The sequence below is a fragment of the Providencia sp. PROV252 genome, assembly GCF_033676005.1.
In the GTDB taxonomy this organism is placed as follows: domain Bacteria; phylum Pseudomonadota; class Gammaproteobacteria; order Enterobacterales; family Enterobacteriaceae; genus Providencia; species Providencia vermicola.
Window position 1 is genome coordinate 3,768,605 of record NZ_CP096294.1, and the last position, 17,063, is coordinate 3,785,667.

Below are 17,063 nucleotides of genomic sequence, written 5' to 3' on the forward strand. Positions count from 1 at the left end.
TACTCAATGGCTTTTTTCGTTTTGATTTTAAAGGTGTTTTCGTGGCGCTATTCACTCAACAACGGCACAATCAAATTTTTGCCCAAATTCTCAATGAGGTTGTTCCTCAAGATGAACTTGCTAAGCGTTTTTCCGTTTCAACGCGGACAATCCGTTCTGATATCAATGAAATCAATGAATTGATTGAAGAATATCACGCACATATCGTGTATGAACGGGGGCGTGGTTACCGTTTAAAAGTTGAAGATGAAACCCTATTTGCCACCTTTACACAACGTAGCGAAGAAGACAGCGTTATCCCTCGCACCAGCAAAGAACGTATTGATGCGTTATTATTGAAATTATTAATGTTGTCCCTTCCCGTCAAGCTTGATGACATTGCGGAAGAGTGGTTCGTCAGTCGCGGTACGCTGCAACAAGATATGGGTGCAGTCAGGGAGCAGCTACAAAAATACCAAATTGCGCTGGAAAGTATTCCACATCAAGGTATTCGCCTCAATGGCAGCGAATGGGCGATTCGTGCTTGCATGACAGAAACCTTATGGCGCCGTTATTCGGAGCAAATCACGCCTGATTTAACCACATTCCGCCCAGATAGCTTGGATAATTTGGATTTAACCTATATTGATAAAGTGCTTCATAACAGTATGAATCGCTTTGATATTCGTATTAGCAATGAGGGGCATCTCTACCTCGTTTTTAACTGCGCCGTGACCATTTTACGCATCACTCGGGGCCATGAACTCACCACCCCCGTCAAAAATGATGAAGCGGAAGAAGTGATCCGCAAAGCCAGTGATGAAATATCAAAAGGGCTAATTTACTTTCTGGGGAATGACCTCTCTAATGCGGAACTCAGCTATTTACATGACCAAATTATTGCCCAGCGCATTAGCCACCAAGACTCATCCACACAAAAAAGTGGCAGCCACAATGAGCTTTCAGAATATATCTTGAATTATATTAACGAGTTATATAACTATGATTTACGAAACGATGAAAAGCTTAAAAAAGATCTCAACACGCATCTTGCCGCGCTGATCACGCGCCTGCAGTACCATATTTCCACACCAAATCCGCTTTTATCTGATATTAAACAGTATTATCCGTTCGCCTATGATGTCACGCTCAGTGCGTTAACCAGTGCGAGTAAGCAATTACTTCCTCACCCCATCAGTGAAGACGAACTAGGCTACCTTGCAGTTCATATTGGTGTGAGCCTTGAGCGTAACTATGGTGCTGGCTCGATACGCCAAACCGAGGTGCTCGTTGTTACGGATGCGGGGAACTCAACGTTCCGTGTGGTTGAGTCAAAAATTATGCGCGAATTTCCACAATTGAAATTTAGCCGCGGGCTAACCTTGCAAGAATATGAATCGCTGAGTGAAGTGAGTGAAGATTTTGTGATCACGACAGTGAGAATTTCTGAAAAAAATAAACCTGTTATCAAAATCGCGCCCTTTCCAACGCCTTACCAATTAGAGCAAGTTGGGCGACTCGCGATGGTGGATCAAACGCGTCCTTACATTATCGAGCGTTTTTTTGACGAACGATTTTTTATGGTGATTAACGAAAAAATCAGCCAAGAAGCGTTATTTCAAACGGTTTGCCATAAATTACAGCAAGAAGGTTACGTCACACCTGAATTTTACCCATCTTTGCAAGAGCGTGAGTCCATCGTTTCCACCCTTTTAGGTGAAGGTATCGCCCTGCCCCATTCATTAGGTTTATTGGCAAACAAGACCGTTGTTGCAACGGTTGTCGCACCCAAAGGCATTGAATGGAATCAAGAAACCAAAGAAAATGCCTATGTTATTTTCCTACTCGCCATCAGTAAGGCAGATTATGAAGAAGCGATGGCGATTTACGATTTATTCGTCACCTTTGTGAAAGAAAAAACCACGCGCCGCCTTATTAGTGTAAAAAACTTCAATGAATTCCAAGTGATCGCCAAGGACAGCTTGGCAAGGGTGCTGTAGCCCTCGTGCAACTTCCACTTCCAGGTGGAAAAGTGGGAGTTGCCGTCTTTTACGTGATCCTAACCACAACTCTACGAAATCTTTTTCTCGTCATACTTGCAGGTTTTACCCCCTAAACGGCTAAGTGGAAACAATAACCACCAAAAGTAACCGACTCTAATTTTCTATTTCCACTTATCCTTCCAATTGTATGCTCCATTTCCAGTTATACCACAAAAAATATATCCATTTGATTTTATTAAAATTAATTGTATCCCCTCATCAGTCTAGTCGCTTACTGATGATTGATACATGTCAATTTTTCCATTTAACTTCCAAATAGTCTAAATAATAAACTAATTTTACTTAGTTTGATTTCCAAATTATTTCCACTTCTAAGTGGAAATTCACTGCCTGCAAAAAGTGCCAATAAGCGTCTAATGTATAAGACATGAAGGAACAGAGTAGTCTAACTAGCAATATTACTTTGGATTTTAAATAGTTATGAGTGAATCAGTTGTCGTTTTTCAAATGTTAGAGCACGATCTTGATATTGATGAGGTCACACAAAAACTGCTGGCAGTGATTACTGACTGGCTCAAGCAAGAGGACTGCTACACCACCGATGTACAACAACAAATGTTGGAGTCTCATCTACGTGCCATGGTAGCGAGAGCGAAAACTGGCGAAGCATTACCTGAGGTTGATATCAGTCTATTCGATGAGATATCTCAACATTCGATTGCATTAGCTCAGCGAGTTGTCGATACGCTCCCTGGCTTAGCACCAGAAGAGACATATTTGCTTTCTGTTCACTTTGAAGTCGTTCGTTCAAATGATTAATTTTTAAGTTGTAGGATTGGAGAATATTTATATGAAACAGATCGTTATTGTGATCGGAGACCGTTTAGGTAAAGGGCAAAAAGTTGCCGCAGGCGTTGAAGCAGCTGGCGGAAAAGCGATTGTTGTCCCAGGTGTGGCAGCAGATATGAAACTCGGTGATGTCATGAACGCAGAGCAAGCCGACCTTGGGATTTCATTTTGTGGCAGTGGCGGCGCAGGCGCTATCACCGCTCAAACCAAATATGGCTATAAAGCTCGTTATGGGATGCGCTCTATTGAAGAGGGAGAAACCGCCATTGCAGAGGGCTGCAATGTATTAGGTTTCGGTTTTATGGACAAGGAAGAGTTAGGCGAGCGCTTAGTTAAAGCATTTAATAAAAAATACGGCAACGCTTAATGAAAAAATCGATCGAAACGACAGTACGGGTGACAGGGCAAGGCGACACCAAGCAAAAAGCCATTGCGGACGCCTTAAATTCGATTCAAAAAACCGTACTGAAAAACAGCACAGACATCATCCTGCGGATAGAACCAAAGGATGTTGAGGTTGTTAGTGCTCACTCGCACTCGCGGACAGAAAAATTTCTTTTCATCTTTTTGCCACGCAAACGTGAACATTTCCGTGTTGTACTCGACGTTTCGCTGGATGTCACCTTACTTTCTGTCAACGAAATACCATTTACAGAACAATAATAGCAATCAGGTCTGGAGTTAATTCCATGAGTGAAACTGCATCTTTTTTAGAAATATTGGGCATGTCCCTCATTATCGGTGGGCTCTGCGGCTTCGGTTTAGGCGCAGGCGCGGCACGTATGTTCCACGCACCGACCGTGCAAGGGATGGGGGCATTTCGTACATTGGGCGAACTTAACGCATGTGAAGGCGACCCTGCATCTCACTTCTCTTTCGGCTTAGGGTTCTTCTTTAACGCATGGGCATCGTCCGTTGCTGCGGGTGCATTCACGCAAGACGTTGACCACCGTATCATCCCAAACTGGGGGGCTGCGGCACTTTTAACTAAAAACCGTAATGTAGCAGAAACCCTACATAACCCGAAAAAAATGGCCATTGCCTGTGCCATCATCGGGGCATTTGTGGTGGCCTTCTTAAATACCACCGCATCCGCTGTTCCTGCAGCACTGCAAACCACGGCAATTAACGTTCTCGTTCCTGCAGCAAACCTGCTGGTGAATACGGTGATGCCAGTGATTTTCTGGTTAGCAGCGATGGATGCAGGCCGCCGTTCTGGTTTCTGGGCAACGCTGTTCGGTGGTTGTGCTCAGCTAATCATGGGTAATGCTATCCCTGGTTTAGTATTAGGTATCTTGATAGGTAAAGGCGTTGATGATAACGGCTGGAACCGCATCACACGCACAATGATGATAACAGTCGTTCTATTGTTCGTTCTGAGTGGCTTCTTCCGTGAGTTTGACCTGAAGATGATCACCTCTTTCAACCTAGACAAACCACTGTGGCTTGAATACGTCCACGGACTGCTGAGCGGGAAATAATCATGACAACTGAAATTAATAAAGACGATTTTTGGTACGCCGAGTGGTCATTCCCCATCTTTGTTGGGCTGCTATCAGCAGGGATCTTCGCAGGTACTCATATGTACGTGGTTTACGGGTTCGGCGCATTTAACGAAGTGGCTTTTGTCGCCATGTTACGCGCAGGGCTCGACACTGGGGTTTACGGTGCAGTAGCGGCATTCGGTGCGAGTTTCTTATTCGCTCGAATTATCGAAGGTTCACTGGTAGGGATTTTGGATATCGGTGGCGCATTGCAAACAGGGATTGGCCTTGGTGTCCCCGCTCTGTTTCTCGCGGCTGGCTGGGATATTTTAGTCACTAACTTTTGGATTTCGTTACTGACAGGCTTATTCCTTGGCGTATTAATCGGTTTACTAATTGTTTTTGCACGTAAATTCACTATTGCTCAAGCCAACTCAACCTTTGGCGCTGACGTCATGATGGGTGCAGGTAATACTTCAGGCCGATTCTTAGGCCCACTGATTATCTTAGCGGCAATGGCAGCATCCATTCCAATCGGGATCGGTTCACTGATTGGCGCTCTAATTTTCTATGTATGGCAAAAACCCGTTGCTGGCGGGGCAATTTTAGGCGCGATGTTATTCGGTTATTTCTTCCCTATCGTTGCTTAATGCGCATTATCCCGGGGCATATGCCCCGGGTCACTAGGCAGCAAAAACACTGCGGTTTGCATCATTTAGAACACACTTTTAAGCATGATCTAAATAATTCAAATTGCAGCTAGGCAGCAAATGACGATAACCCTAGGCGCATATATCTGCATGTGGTTAGGGCCTTGAAAAACTGCGATTCGTATCATTTAGAATAAACATTTAAGCATACTCTAAATAATTCAAATTGCAGCTAGGTGGCAAACGACGATATCCCTAGGAGCATACAAAAGTATGTGACTAGGGTAGCGGAAGAGCAGCCAACAACGCTGCGGTTTGAAGTATGACGAGTATGAAGAAGGTAACTACATGTACACACTCATCATCAAACACGGTAAACGTATCGACGGCACAATTATCGATATACTGATTAAAGACGGAAAAATCGAGGCAGCAGGCCCAGAGTTAGCCTGCAACCAACAAGCTGACAAAGTGATTGACTTGAAAGGGAAAACGTATGTCAGCGCGGGATGGATTGATTCTCATGCACACTGTTTTGCCGAATCACCAATCTACTTTGATGACCCCGATTTAGCAGGCGCTGCGGGCGGCGTTACCTCACTGGTTGATGCGGGGAGTGTGGGCGCTGACGATATTGATAAATTTTATCAATTAACCAAAAAGTCCAAAACCAACGTCTTTTCTTTGTTGAATATTTCACGAATTGGCATCATTGCACAAAATGAATTGTCCGATATGAACAATATCAACGAAGTGTGTTTTCAAGAGGCTATCGAACGCCACCAAGGCTTTGTCGTGGGAATGAAAGCCCGTATGAGTAAAAGCGTTGTGGGTGAAAATGGCATCGCACCACTGATTCAAGCCAAAGAGATGCAGAAAAAACACCATCTCCCATTGATGGTGCATATCGGTAATAACCCACCAGATATTGATGAAGTCGCTGATTTGCTCACGCGTGGCGATATCATCACACACTGCTTTAATGGTAAACCCAATAAAATTTTAGGTGACGATGGCTATCTTAAACCCTCAATTGCTCGAGCTCTGGCACGTGGTGTGATTTTAGATGTCGGCCATGGCGGTGAAAGTTTTAGCTTTAAAGTCGCTGAACAAGCCATGCGTATTGGTACATACCCTGACATTATCAGCTCCGATATTTATCATCGCAACCGTGTGAATGGCCCTGTTTACAGCCTTGCATTTGTGATGACTAAATTCCTGTGCATGGGCTTTAGCGCAGAGCAAATTTTACGTTGTGTTACAGAAAAAGCCGCTAATTTCTTATCGCTGCCTGCGAAAGGGTATTTAAGACCTGGTTTCGATGCAGACATTACGTTGTTTGATCTGAAAGAAGAACAAACTGAACTCACTGACGCAGAAGGCGAACATCGCGTAGGTACGCACCGCTTTGTTCCTATTGCCGCTATCGTTGGTGGTAAACATATTATTCATGCACAAGGCGAATCCGAATATGCAATCGATTTATGAGAAATATCAGTTAAAACACGTTATCAACGCGTCTGGCCGCATGACCATTCTAGGCGTATCGACACCAACGCCTGAAGTTGTTGAACGTGTCGCTTACGGACTTAATAATTACTTTGAAATTAAAGATTTAGTCAATAAAACAGGTGAATACATCGCCAATTTATTGAATGTCGAAGCTGCTGTTGTGGTCTCTTGCGCCTCAGCAGGTATTGCCCAAGCCGTTGCGGGTGTGATTGTGCAAGACGATGATGACTTATTATTGAACCTGCATTCATCGGAAAAAGTTGTTCCGCGTGAAATTATTTTACCGAAAGGCCATAACGTCAACTTTGGTGCGCCAGTTGACACAATGGTGTCTTTAGGCGGCGGAAAAGTCATTGAAGCGGGCTTTGCAAACGAATGCAGTGCAGCCCAATTAGCCGCAAAAATCACCCCAAATACGGCAGCAATTTTGTATATCAAATCCCATCATACCGTGCAAAAAAGTATGTTAACCGTCGAGCAAGCGGCTAAAGTGGCACATGACCACCAGCTGCCATTGATTGTTGATGCTGCAGCAGAAGAAGAGTTAACCGCTTATTACCAAGCGGGTGGCGATATTGTGATTTACAGTGGTGCAAAGGCCATTGAAGGGCCGACCAGTGGCTTAGTCGTTGGTAAAAAACAGTATATTGAGTGGGTAAAACGCCAAAACCAAGGTATTGGCCGTGCCATGAAAGTGGGTAAGGAAGGCATTTTGGGCTTAACCCTTGCCATCGAACAGTACTTAACTGCACAAAAAGAAACTGGCGCAGAAATGGTCACGCGAATGGCGAAGTTTATCAGTGATCTAAATGCCATAAAGGGCATTTCAGCCCAAGTCGTCTGGGACGCCGCAGGGCGCGACATCGCCCGTACCGAAATCAGCTTCGATGAAAAAGTGATTGGTAAAACAACCTACCAAATTATGGCTGACTTAAAACAAGGCGATACCGCGATTTACTTCCGTGAATATAAAGCCAACGAAGGGAAAGTCGAGGCGGATATCCGCAGCGTCAGTACTGATCAACTTGATGTTATTTCAAAGAATATTCGCTTGTTAGTAGAAGGAATTTAAGATGAAATTGTCACCGAATTTTTACCGTGACCGCGTTTGTTTAAATGTATTGGCTGGCAGCCACCAAAATGCCAAAGATATCTATGCCGCCGCAGAAACCTTTGTTGTCGTCGGTGTATTATCTAAAAACTACCCTGATTTAGACAGTGCTATCGCTGATATGCGCATTTATGCCAAAGAAACGGACAATGCATTATCTGTGGGTCTCGGTGCAGGTGACCCGAATCAATCCACAATGGTCTCCTTGATTTCAAAAGAAATTCAGCCACAGCACGTCAACCAAGTGTTTACAGGAGCGCCAATCAGCCGTGCGTTATTAGGCCAAAATGAGACATTTGTGAATGCGCTGATTTCCCCAACGGGCACAATTGGCATGGTGAAAATTTCCACGGGCCCATTAAGCTCCCAAGCCCCTGACGGTATCGTCCCTATCGAAACCGCAATTATGATGCTAAAAGACATGGGGGCTGACTCTGTTAAATTCTTTAATATGAAAGGGTTAACCTATATTGAAGAATATAAAGCTATCGCTCAAGCCTGTGCCAAATTTGATTTTTCTTTAGAGCCGACGGGCGGCATTGACCTAGACAATTTTGCCGAAATTTTGCAAATCGCCCTCGATGCAGGCGTGAAGAAAATCATTCCTCATATTTATAGTTCAATTATTGATAAAGATACGGGCAATACACGCCCAGAAGATGTGCGTCAGTTATTGCAGATGGTTAAGCAAGCGGTTAATTGATGCGTTAAAAGCAGTAAAAAGAAGTCAGAAAATAAATATAAGCGAACGTTACAAACTGAGTCATTGTGACAAAGTGACCAAGACAACAAATGCCCCACTCATCTTGTCTGTGTGGGGCTTTTTTTCATTCTCTATCAATGACCTATGCTTCGCGCATTCGGTATAATATGAAACCAATAATTATCTGGCACAGGGCTATCCCATACCTCGAAGAAAGCAGCAATACCAATCATGATAAATAAAATTGCCAAGGTCAAAGCCATCATAACAATCCCTGATAATGGAAATTGACGTTTTTGCGTGGGTATTTGCAGTGAAAAATCCAGCGTTGACGCAACTGGGCAGGATTCCACACAAGTCATACACCCCGTGCACTCCGCCGTTCTTACCTGAATGAGTTTATCCACTGGAATACGTGATGGGCAATTTTTTGCACATTTTCCACAATCAATACAACTTTCCACATTTCGGCGAATTTTAACGGGAGAAAGTAGTGAGAATAGCCCCAACAGCGCGCCATAAGGGCAGAGATAACGGCACCAAGCATTGCGAATAAACACACTCAGCACCACCAAAACTACCACACTAATCAATGCAAAATCGCTAATATGGCGAAAGAAATCCAACATTTTCACATCAATAATGATCCCATAAGGCGACATCATAAAGTATTGAATCATCTGCGCTGACATAGAAAATGCAATATAAAGAAAGAAGCTTAACAGCACATACTTTAGGCCTCGCAGGGGAATATCTAGCCATTTAGGGAGATTGATTTGATAGCGAAACAGTTTTTTCCCTAATTTCCCTGTATATTCCGATACTGTGCCTATTGGGCACATCCATGAACAAAAGGACTTTTTCAGCAATAAACTGATAAGAATAAAAGCCACTAACAGAAACATCGACGCCGCATGAATAGGTGGGAAGCTCCCTGTTTCTAATGTGTATTTTAAGTTCATTAACCCCGCAATGGGTAGCCAGCCTTCAATACCTCCAGGACGTGGAAGGTACAACGTTTCCCCTCCAGTTTCGAAGTAACGTACCCAGTAATAGAAAGTAATACCGATATAAAGGTTTATCGCCAGCAGTATAATTTGGACGACTTTTCGCCATGTTGAGGCATTTCGCCAGTCATTCCAAGGAAGCTTACCGCCCACCGTACCAGGGCGACGTTGGTACCTTACACGTGGTTTTTCTATCATGTCCACATATCTCTTTAACATGCATTATAAATACCACTATTGTATTTACATATTCACAAAGCGTATTGATTTACATCAGAGGGTTGTGACGTTGATGATTTGATGTAGCAAATGGTGAAGACAAACCAGAAAAGAAAGAAGAAAAGTGTTTTTATATTAAATCAAAAGATTATGATTTTTTCTAAATAGTTCGTGTTGTACCGAGGCGGCAAAATGAAGACAACGCGGGGAGCATACAAAAGTATGTGACCCGTGTGGCTGAATGCAGCCAACAAAGGTACAACGCGAAATATGACGAAAAAATAACAAAATCAGATTTTTTCTAAATAATTCGAGTTGTGCCAAGGCGGCAAAATGAGGAAATCCCTAGGAGCATACACCAGTATGTGACTAGGGTTGACGAATGACGCCAACACAGGCACAGCTTGAAGTATGACAAAAAAATAACAAAATCAGATTTTTTCTAACATAATTCGAGTTGTGCCAAGGCGGCAAAATGAGGAAATCCCTAGGAGCATACACCAGCATGTGACTAGGGTTGACGAATGACGCCAACACAGGCACAGCTTGAAGTATGACAAAAAAATAACAAACTAAGATTTTTTCTAAATAGTTCGTGTTGTACCGAGGCGGCAAAATGAAGACAGCGCGGGGAGCATACAAAAGTATGTGACCCGTGTGGCTGAATGCAGCCAACAAAGGTACAGCGCGAAATATGACGAAAAAAGGGAGTTGGCCGATAAGCCGGGTTCTGTCGTGGACAACCATTCATCTAGGCCAGCACTTGCGCACTGGCTCCAGCAACCTACCCGAGTTCAATGCGGGCCGCACCATATGAACCCCTATTTGGTCTTGCTCCGGGTGGAGTTTACCGTGCCACGAACTGTTGCCAGTCGCGCGGTGCGCTCTTACCGCACCCTTTCACCCTTACCTGATCCTGTAAACAGGCCATCGGCGGTTTGCTCTCTGTTGCACTAGTCGTAGGCTTGCGCCTCCCAGACGTTATCTGGCACCCTGCCCTATGGAGCCCGGACTTTCCTCCCCTCTACCCGTCTCCCGAAGGGACTACGATAAAGCAGCGGTTGTCTGGCCAACTCCGCGGCGAATTATAGGCACTTTGCTACGGCTTGTACAGACTTTCGAACAGGCAATTGACGACTTAAGCCCTTGATAGCGCTATTTGCTTAAAAGTTATTCATCACCTTGATTATCTAACATCAATTTATACAGCATATTTTTCTTTAAACCGTAAATTTCGGCAGTAATCGCTGCTGCTTTTTTCGGGGGGAGCTCTTTTTGCAATAAATTGAGAGTGCGGATAACATCAGGTGAAATTGCTGAGTCATCTTCAGGTTTCTTATAACCCTCTACAACCAACACCATCTCACCTCGATGGCGGTTTTCATCTTCTTGCACCCAAGCTAACAACTCCCCCACAGGACGTCCCTCAATAGACTCCCACGTTTTTGTCAGTTCACGGGCTAACACAACATGGCGATCTGGTCCCCAGACTTCCACCATATCTGCTAAACTGTCTAGTAAGCGATGGGTTGATTCATAAAAAATTAGCGTTCGTGTTTCTTGTTCGAGTGATTGTAAAACGTCCTTCCGGCCTTTTGTTTTCGCAGGTAAAAAACCCTCATAACAAAAACGGTCTGATGGTAAGCCCGCAGCTGATAGTGCAGTAATCGCCGCACAAGCACCAGGTAAAGGTACCACTCGAATACCCGCTTCACGACAGCGATTGACCAAATGATAACCTGGATCATTAATTAAAGGTGTACCTGCATCTGAGACTAATGCGATACTATCACCTTGATGAAGTTTGCTAATTAATTGATCTGCCTTTTGCTGTTCATTATGATCATGCAGAGCAAACAGTCGTGCATTTATCGCAAAATTTTGTAATAAAATGCCTGAATGCCGAGTGTCCTCTGCCGCAATAAGGTCAACATGTTTAAGAACATCCAGCGCGCGTTGCGTGATGTCGCCCATATTCCCAATCGGTGTTGGGACGATATACAGCGTGGATGCCATAACCACAGCTTGATTAGGTTGGTTCATTGTTTCATCCGAATAGCCGGTTTAAAATTAAGCAATTGAAAAATACACCATTGGATACAGTATGCGTCCTTCAATTTTTTTGCATTTGAAAAAAGGGTTAATCTGCACAGCAATGCTGTCCACATTTGCACTCTCTGGGTGCCAAATTGTCTCAGATTATTTTCCTTCCACCCAAAAAACACCTGAGCAAAGCACGTCCGATGCCAGCGGCTACCAAGCTATCATTGATGCGGCTCAAGGCAAACCCTCTCTGGAAGCACTTCGTGCCTACATTAGCCAAGAACCATTATTAAAGACAGCTGCCGAGCGCCAAGTTAACATCGATGGATTATGGAAGATGTTAACACAGTTGACACCAGATCAGATTCACGGAATTGGCGCAGAGGAAAATATTCTCCAAGGCTGGGTTGATCTGCTCGATATTTATCAAAATAACCAAGATGACCCTGATGCCCTCCGTGCGGGTTTTAACGACTGGAAAATGCGCTACTCCAACAACCCTGGTGCTGCGCTAGCCCCAACTCAGCTAATTCAAGCAATGTTACCGCGCGTCGGTAATAGCCCCAAAATTGCATTATTTCTCCCAATGAGCGGCCAAGGCAAAGTATTTGGTCAGGCCATCATGCAAGGGTTTATGGATGCACAAAAAGGCATTCCTCAAGGTTCAGCAACGCCAGCAAGAACAGCCCCGCAGCCGAGTAGCGGCAACGATGTGCTAGACCAAATTTATGCAGAAGTTGCGAATACCGCAGGCGACGTCCCCACAGATACAGACATCGTCTCCTCTAGCCTACAAATTGATGCTACACCTGTGAATACACAAACAATCAAAGTGTTTGATACCACAGGCAAGCAAATGCCCCAATTACTGGAACAAGCGAAAAACGAAGGTTTCAACCTCGTTGTTGGCCCGCTATTGAAAAATGATGTTCAAACTATCGCACAAATGGGTGCACCTGTTAGCGTATTAGCCTTGAATGAGTTGGATGCTAACCAATTACAGCCACGTCCAAATCTTTGCTACTTTTCGCTTTCTCCTGAGGATGAAGCGCAAAATGCTGCTGCGTATATGCGAGCACAAGGCAAGCAAATGCCTTTGGTTTTAGTACCTGCTAATGCATTTGGAGATAGAATCGCCAAAGCCTTCGCTCAAGGGTGGCAATCAAAAGGTGGCGGTACGGTATTAATGCAAACCTTCGGTTCAGTGCCTTCTTTAAAAGAATCCATTAACCGTGGTGCAGGAATTCGAATGACGGGAACGCTGGTTAACACGGGTAACCCGCTAGGCGAAACAAGTGATGCAATTGACTCTGTTTATATCGTTGCAACTCGTGATGAACTCACACTGATTAAACCGATGATTGAAATGGCGATCAGTTCTCGCTCTCGCCCTGCACTTTATACTAGTTCTCGTAGCAACCAAGCAGGTTCAGGTGCAGACTACCGTTTTGAAATGGATGGCGTAAAATTTAGCGAAATCCCACTGCTTGCGGGAGCAAATAATAACCTACGCAAACAGGCGCAACAAAAACTGAATAATGACTATTCGTTATTCCGCCTGTATGCAATGGGTATTGATGCATGGTCATTAGCAAATAGCTATGACAAACTGCAACAAGCAGGACAAGTGAGAATCAATGGTGCATCAGGAACACTAAGTACACAAGCTAACTGCGTGGTATTCCGAGAACTGCCATGGTTACAGTTTAAACAAGGGCAAGTTGTCCCTGCGCAATAAAAAAAGATGAGCCATCAGGATGATGGCTCAAACTGCTGACAAACCGATTAGGTTTGACTGCAGGTTGGATAGGTTTTGAAAATAAATTAGAAAAATCAATTTATTGGTTTTCGGCTGATAACACAAAGTAGGAAAAACCACGCTTTTATCCTGCTTTGTCAACAACCTCAGCCATCAGGATGATGGCTTTTTTCAGACAAGGACGTCATGAAAGCAATTCAAAAACCCTTAAGATGGTTAACAGGCCGATATTACGAAAATCAAGCTCTCGCATTTTTGAAAAAACAGGGACTAACCTTTATTGAACGCAATGCGAGAAATCGAGGAGGGGAAATTGACCTCATCATGCGTGATAAAACAGGTTGGATATTTATTGAGGTTCGATTTCGCAAAAATTGTGATTACGGTGATGCGCTTTTATCAGTAAACTGGCATAAACGTAGAAAGTTATTAGCCGCAGCCAAAATTTGGCTTGCACAGCGACAAGAGAGTTTCGAAACCAGTGCCTGTCGATTTGATATTTGTGCTATTACAGGTAATCAATTCGAATGGATACAAAATGCCTTTAATGATGAAGGCTAATATTCGTCAATAAGCTATTATATTCTTTATCATTAGCGATTTCGGTCAACACAGCGACAGCGCGAACATGACGGGTTTACCCTAAATAATTCGTGTTGTCATAAGGCGACAAGTGAGCTAATCCCTATGAGCATACAAAAGTATGTGATTAGGGTTAGCGATTGCAGTCAACATAGCGACAGCGCAAACATGACGGGTTTACCCTAAATAATTCGTGTTGTCGTAAGGCGACAAGTGAGCTAATCCCTATGAGCATACAAAAGTATGTGATTAGGGTTAGCGATTGCAGTCAACACAGCGACAGCGCAAACATGACGGGTTTACCCTAAATAATTCGTGTTGTCGTAAGGCGACAAGTGAGCTAATCCCTATGAGCATACAAAAGTATGTGATTAGGGTTAGCGATTGCAGTCAACACAGCGACAGCGCGAAGAATGACGGGTAAATTTTTACAGGAAAAAACCAGTGCTAGATAGAATAAAAGTTTGTTTTACCGAAAGTATTCAAACTCAAATTGCAGCCGCTGAGGCGCTGCCCGATGCGATTTCTAGAGCCGCTATGATGATGGTTCAGTCTTTGCTTAATGGCAACAAAATTTTATGTTGTGGCAATGGCGCATCTGCTGCTACTGCACAACGTTTTGCTGCGAGTATGATCCACCGATTTGAAACTGAGCGCCCTAGTCTTCCTGCTCTTGCACTGAATACCGATAATGCGGTACTTACCGCAATTTCAGGTAGCAAGCAACCTACTGAAATTTATGCGAAACAAGTGAGAGCATTAGGCCAGCATGGTGATGTTTTAATGGCAATTTCCACCCATGGTAATAGTAGCGATATTATTAAAGCTGTTGAAGCCGCTGTTACACGGGATATGACCATTGTCGCTCTTACTGGCTACGATGGAGGAGAGCTTGCTGGCCTGCTTGGCCCACAAGATGTTGAAATTCGTATTCCTTCTCAGCGCAGTGTTCGAATTCAAGAAGTTCATCTTCTTACTGTAAATTGTCTATGTGATCTTATAGATAATACCCTTTTCCCTCATCAGGATGATTAAGGAGACAAAATGCGATTAATACCCATTTTTGCCATAGTAATCAGTACGATTCTTTTACAAGGCTGTATTGGTGCTGCAGTTGTTGGCTCTGCCGCTGTTGCCACGAAAAGTGCTTCTGACCCACGGACCGTTGGCCAGCAAGTTGATGATGGCACATTAGAAGCTCGAGTGAGCGGGCAGCTCAATAAAGATAAAGAAATTACGGGTAAGGCACGAATTATTGCCACTGCATATAAAGGTAATGTGCTATTAACTGGGCAAAGTCCTGACATGTCATGGGCTGAACGCGCCAAACAAATCGCCTCGAATGTTGATGGCACCGTATCCGTTTATAATGAAGTGCGTAACGGTGAACCTGTCGATTTAGGTACTGCTTCCAAAGATACTTGGTTAACCACTAAAGTTAAATCAAAAATCTTAGCGAGTGACAGCGTTAAATCGGGTAGTGTAAAAGTGATTACTGAGAATGGTGAGGTTTTTTTACTTGGCGTATTAACAAGGCAAGAGGGTGATGCTGCAGCTAAAATCGCCAGTGAAACTGATGGTGTTCGTCGAGTGACGACGGCTTTCACTTATCTCAATTAATCATAAACAATAATATATCCGAATAAGAATAAGAGCCATTAGTGAAAAACTATGGCTTTTTTCTTATTCAGACAAAATATCATTTACTTTCAGAAAATTCTTACCGCCCAAAAGGTGCATTTGGTTCAATATCCACGCCTGCCGTCTCAACACATAAGAAGATGGTGATTTCGCACTATATCGGTGTGGATTAGGAAGAACTGCTGCTAAAAGTGCAGCCTCACTCATGGAAAGCTGACTAGCAGGCTTATTAAAGAATTTATTTGAGGCTTCTTCAACACCAAAAACCCCATCACCAAACTCAGCAATATTAAGATAAATGGTCAGTATTCTCTGCTTAGACCACATAAGCTCCATTATTGGTGTCATCACTGTTTCTAGGCCTTTTCTAACCCAGCTTCTACCATCCCATAACCATAAGTTTTTAACGGTCTGCTGGGATATTGTTGAGGCACCTCTAATTGATTGTTTATTGTTCACATTATGTTTATAAGCACGTTCTATTGCATCAAGATCAAAACCCCAATGATGTGGAAAATTTTGATCTTCAGATGCGATAACCGCTAAATAAATATACGGAGAGATCTGTTTTTCACTGACCCAAGTAGAGCTAGATACATAAGAAAAATTTAAGTTTAACCATGCACTAATTTGGCGTTCAAACATAACCGCTGAGAATGGCACGGGCACATATTTAAAGACAATGACAGTACAAAACCACACCAGAAGTAATGAAATTGTGATCTTCTTTAACCCGCGCCATAATCGAGAAACAATAGTTAGCATTCAAATAATCACGCCATTTCCAATACTTTCTTAACGAGTTTATTAATCCCTGTATTTGCTTCAGAAATTGATTGTGCCAGCATATAAGCAGGGGTTGTTATAACTCGGTTAACTTCATCAACAACAATGTCATCTACTGAACATTTGATGTGTTCTCCTCCCATATTTTCTATTTGAGCAATCGTTTTGCTGTCATCACCAATAGTTAATTTCACTGATGTATTTAACATTTTCGGAAGCATAACAGGTGCAATACACATCAGCCCTAGAGGCTTTTTTTGTTGGTGCATTTGGCGAACTAAACTTAATAGTTCTTTATTAATCTCACAGTCACTTCCTTTAACTGCAAAATCACATAAATTTTTTGCCGCACCAAACCCACCAGGAATAATGAGCGCATCCAGCTTAGAGGCATCCGCAGAGGACAAAGGGGATATTTTACCACGTGTAATACGGGCCGATTCCTCTAGTTGATTACGTTTTTCTGTTTTTTCTTTTCCATTTATATGATTTATAACAGTCGGTTGTAATTCATCAGGTGCAAAAAAATGAACTTCAGCATTATTTTGACTCAATGCTAACATTGTTAATACTGACTCATGAACCTCACTTCCATCAAATACACCACAGCCACTTAAAATAACCGCAATTGATTTCATATCTTGCTCCATTTGTAGTAAATTATCTCTCAAGCGATAAGGCAGGCAAACATCAATCTTCATCACAGATTTTAATGAATCTTGTAACAGATTCGCT

Annotated in this window: 16 protein-coding genes, 1 other RNA gene and 1 pseudogene; 13 read left to right on the top strand and 5 right to left on the bottom strand. The window is 43.2% G+C overall.

The features are described from left to right. Positions 1 to 29: 29 nt before the first annotated feature. The 9 genes and pseudogenes from M1F05_RS17340 to dagF form a co-directional block, all read left to right on the top strand. A pseudogene (locus tag M1F05_RS17340) lies at positions 30 to 1,979 on the top strand (BglG family transcription antiterminator); the annotation flags it as partial. 483 nt (positions 1,980 to 2,462) lie between these two features. Further along, positions 2,463 to 2,801, top strand: coding sequence for a transcriptional antiterminator (locus tag M1F05_RS17345; protein ID WP_206083581.1), 339 nt, complete (start codon positions 2,463 to 2,465; stop codon positions 2,799 to 2,801). Positions 2,802 to 2,832: 31 nt separating this feature from the next. Beyond that, entirely contained in the window at positions 2,833 to 3,198 is a 366-nt protein-coding gene (locus M1F05_RS17350; protein ID WP_206083580.1) for an SFCGS family glycine-rich protein, read from the top strand. Further along, positions 3,198 to 3,494, top strand: a complete 297-nt coding sequence (locus tag M1F05_RS17355; protein WP_047756106.1) for a DUF4312 family protein — start codon at positions 3,198 to 3,200, stop codon at positions 3,492 to 3,494. Before M1F05_RS17350 ends, M1F05_RS17355 begins: the two co-directional genes overlap by 1 nt. A 26-nt stretch (positions 3,495 to 3,520) precedes the next feature. After that, a complete protein-coding gene (locus M1F05_RS17360; RefSeq protein WP_206083579.1) occupies positions 3,521 to 4,312 on the top strand; it encodes a DUF4311 domain-containing protein in 792 nt (263 codons plus the stop codon). 2 nt (positions 4,313 to 4,314) lie between these two features. Then, a complete protein-coding gene (locus tag M1F05_RS17365; RefSeq protein WP_206083578.1) occupies positions 4,315 to 4,965 on the top strand; it encodes a DUF4310 family protein in 651 nt (216 codons plus the stop codon). A 348-nt stretch (positions 4,966 to 5,313) separates the two neighbouring features. Then, on the top strand, positions 5,314 to 6,453 hold the full coding sequence (locus M1F05_RS17370) for an amidohydrolase/deacetylase family metallohydrolase (protein ID WP_206083577.1): 1,140 nt from the start codon (positions 5,314 to 5,316) through the stop codon (positions 6,451 to 6,453). Continuing rightward, on the top strand, positions 6,437 to 7,549 hold the full coding sequence (locus tag M1F05_RS17375) for a DgaE family pyridoxal phosphate-dependent ammonia lyase (RefSeq protein WP_206083576.1): 1,113 nt from the start codon (positions 6,437 to 6,439) through the stop codon (positions 7,547 to 7,549). The genes M1F05_RS17370 and M1F05_RS17375 overlap by 17 nt, the downstream gene beginning before the upstream one ends. Before the next feature lies 1 nt (position 7,550). Next, positions 7,551 to 8,291: a 2-dehydro-3-deoxy-phosphogluconate aldolase gene (gene dagF, locus M1F05_RS17380; RefSeq protein ID WP_206083575.1), complete on the top strand. Its 741-nt coding sequence runs from the start codon at positions 7,551 to 7,553 to the stop codon at positions 8,289 to 8,291. A gap of 134 nt (positions 8,292 to 8,425) precedes the next feature. Here dagF and M1F05_RS17385 read toward each other — a convergent pair whose 3' ends face one another. The 3 genes from M1F05_RS17385 to rsmI form a co-directional block, all read right to left on the bottom strand. Continuing rightward, on the bottom strand, positions 8,426 to 9,496 hold the full coding sequence (locus M1F05_RS17385; RefSeq protein WP_241016814.1) for a 4Fe-4S binding protein: 1,071 nt from the start codon (positions 9,494 to 9,496) through the stop codon (positions 8,426 to 8,428). A 724-nt stretch (positions 9,497 to 10,220) separates the two neighbouring features. Beyond that, positions 10,221 to 10,594, bottom strand: an RNA gene (gene rnpB / locus M1F05_RS17390) — RNase P RNA component class A. Positions 10,595 to 10,687: 93 nt separating this feature from the next. Next, positions 10,688 to 11,560, bottom strand: coding sequence for a 16S rRNA (cytidine(1402)-2'-O)-methyltransferase (gene rsmI / locus M1F05_RS17395; RefSeq protein ID WP_206083573.1), 873 nt, complete (start codon positions 11,558 to 11,560; stop codon positions 10,688 to 10,690). 61 nt (positions 11,561 to 11,621) lie between these two features. Between rsmI and M1F05_RS17400 the strand changes: the two genes are divergently transcribed. The 4 genes from M1F05_RS17400 to dolP all read left to right on the top strand — a co-directional run bounded on the left by M1F05_RS17400 (position 11,622) and on the right by dolP (position 15,521). After that, the gene (locus M1F05_RS17400) at positions 11,622 to 13,298 is read left to right on the top strand and encodes a penicillin-binding protein activator (protein ID WP_206083572.1); all 1,677 of its coding nucleotides are present in this window, start codon (positions 11,622 to 11,624) and stop codon (positions 13,296 to 13,298) included. 207 nt (positions 13,299 to 13,505) lie between these two features. Further along, positions 13,506 to 13,880 (top strand): YraN family protein, encoded by a 375-nt coding sequence (locus tag M1F05_RS17405; RefSeq protein ID WP_206083571.1) that lies wholly within the window; start codon positions 13,506 to 13,508, stop codon positions 13,878 to 13,880. A gap of 465 nt (positions 13,881 to 14,345) precedes the next feature. Beyond that, the gene (gene diaA, locus M1F05_RS17410) at positions 14,346 to 14,936 is read left to right on the top strand and encodes a DnaA initiator-associating protein DiaA (protein WP_004925390.1); all 591 of its coding nucleotides are present in this window, start codon (positions 14,346 to 14,348) and stop codon (positions 14,934 to 14,936) included. A 9-nt stretch (positions 14,937 to 14,945) separates the two neighbouring features. Beyond that, positions 14,946 to 15,521, top strand: a complete 576-nt coding sequence (dolP, locus tag M1F05_RS17415; RefSeq protein WP_206083570.1) for a division/outer membrane stress-associated lipid-binding lipoprotein — start codon at positions 14,946 to 14,948, stop codon at positions 15,519 to 15,521. A 63-nt stretch (positions 15,522 to 15,584) separates the two neighbouring features. Here the strand turns inward: dolP and mtgA are convergent, their stop codons facing one another. Both mtgA and elbB read right to left on the bottom strand, forming a co-directional pair. After that, complete coding sequence (gene mtgA / locus M1F05_RS17420) at positions 15,585 to 16,307, bottom strand: monofunctional biosynthetic peptidoglycan transglycosylase (RefSeq protein WP_206083569.1); 723 nt, start codon at positions 16,305 to 16,307, stop codon at positions 15,585 to 15,587. An 8-nt stretch (positions 16,308 to 16,315) separates the two neighbouring features. After that, positions 16,316 to 16,966, bottom strand: a complete 651-nt coding sequence (gene elbB / locus M1F05_RS17425) for an isoprenoid biosynthesis glyoxalase ElbB (RefSeq protein WP_206083568.1) — start codon at positions 16,964 to 16,966, stop codon at positions 16,316 to 16,318. Between the last annotated feature and the right edge of the window lie 97 nt (positions 16,967 to 17,063).